The organism is Paractinoplanes rhizophilus, from assembly GCF_042664765.1.
GTDB lineage: Bacteria > Actinomycetota > Actinomycetes > Mycobacteriales > Micromonosporaceae > Actinoplanes > Actinoplanes rhizophilus.
Genome location: NZ_JBHTBJ010000114.1, coordinates 1 through 1,307 on the forward strand (window position 1 = coordinate 1; position 1,307 = coordinate 1,307).

A 1,307-nucleotide genomic window follows, 5' to 3' on the forward strand; every position below is an offset into this window, starting at 1 on the left:
CCCGTTCGGCCGGATTGTTGTCGAACGGGCAGTGGTGCGGGTCGTGGGCGAACCTTAGGTAGTCGTCGATGCGTTCACGCATCCGGCGGGCCAGAGCGGCGAGTTTCTTCCCGATCGGGGTGTTCTGGCCGGTGTGGTACTTGATCCCGACCAGGGCGGCGTGGCGGAACGAGGCCACCCCGGCGGCGAGGATGTCGGGATCGATGTGGTCCAGGCCGGCTGCGACTGCGGTGTCCGCAGCCTTCTTAAGGGCCAGCAGGGCGTCGATGCCTTGAGCGGCCCAGGTCGCAGCTGGGTCGAGTTCACCAGCGGCGATCAGTTCGCGCAGCAGATGCGCGCAGCACAGGGCGTGGGTGGCCTGCGGGTAGCAGTCGTAGGGTGCCCAGGCGTCGTGCACGGCGATCCCGGTGAAAGCGGGCAGGACCCCGCCGGCGTCGATGGCGTCCCGGCCGCGTTTCGGGTGCACGTAGAACAGGCTGTATTTGCCGGTCGACGCGGAGTGGACCCAGTGCAGGCGGCCCGCGACGCGGAACCCGGTCTCGTCGAAATGCACCAGCGGCGCCGCCGTCAGCGCGGCGCGGATCGCGGTCAGGAAGTCACCCTCGAGCCGGCGAGCGGCGCGGGCGGTCAACGCCGCGACACTGCCCTGCGAGATCGGCACCCCGAACAGATCGCTGACGGTCTGGGCGACGCGTTTCTGCGCCCCGAACTGCGCGACCAGCAGATACACCACGATCGCGGCCAGCCGGGGCCCGTACTGCACCGGCGCGTCCACCCCGGTCGGCGCGTCCGCGCAGGTCACCGCCGCACAAACACAACGACGGGCGATCAGCTGATGCTCGGTGATCCGGGCCGCGACCGGGGGAATCTCGAACACCTGACGGCGGGTTACCGCCGCGACTGGCGCGCCGGCGAGCCCGCTGCCGCACCCCCCGCACGCGACCGGTTCATGAACAACGGTCTCGTCCGGGATCTCGACCTGCCGCAACGTGCGACCCGGGTGACCGTCCTGGCCACCCGAGCGGCGCCCGGACCGGCCCCGCAACGACTTCGGCGCCGGCTTGTCCAACCCCTGCGCCGAGGGCGGCACGTTCGAGTTCCGCGGAGACTGACCCAGACGGCGCCGCAACTCGGCGTTCTCCGCCTCCAGCACCGCGATCCGAGCGTCCCGCTCCGCGACGGCCTTCTCCAACGCGACAAGCCGCTCCAGCAACTCCACGATGGACGGCACGTCAGGCACCCGGACATCTTGCCCAACAACCCCACCAAGATCAAACCGGCCCCAAACGACCGACCTGATCAGTTAC

Annotated in this window: 1 protein-coding gene; it reads right to left on the bottom strand. The window is 70.0% G+C overall.

Annotated elements, in window-relative coordinates:
- The coding region (tnpC, locus tag ACFQS1_RS40445; protein ID WP_378978374.1) for an IS66 family transposase at window positions 1-1,240 on the bottom strand (1,240 nt) is incomplete at its 3' end.
- Window positions 1,241-1,307 lie beyond the last annotated feature (67 nt).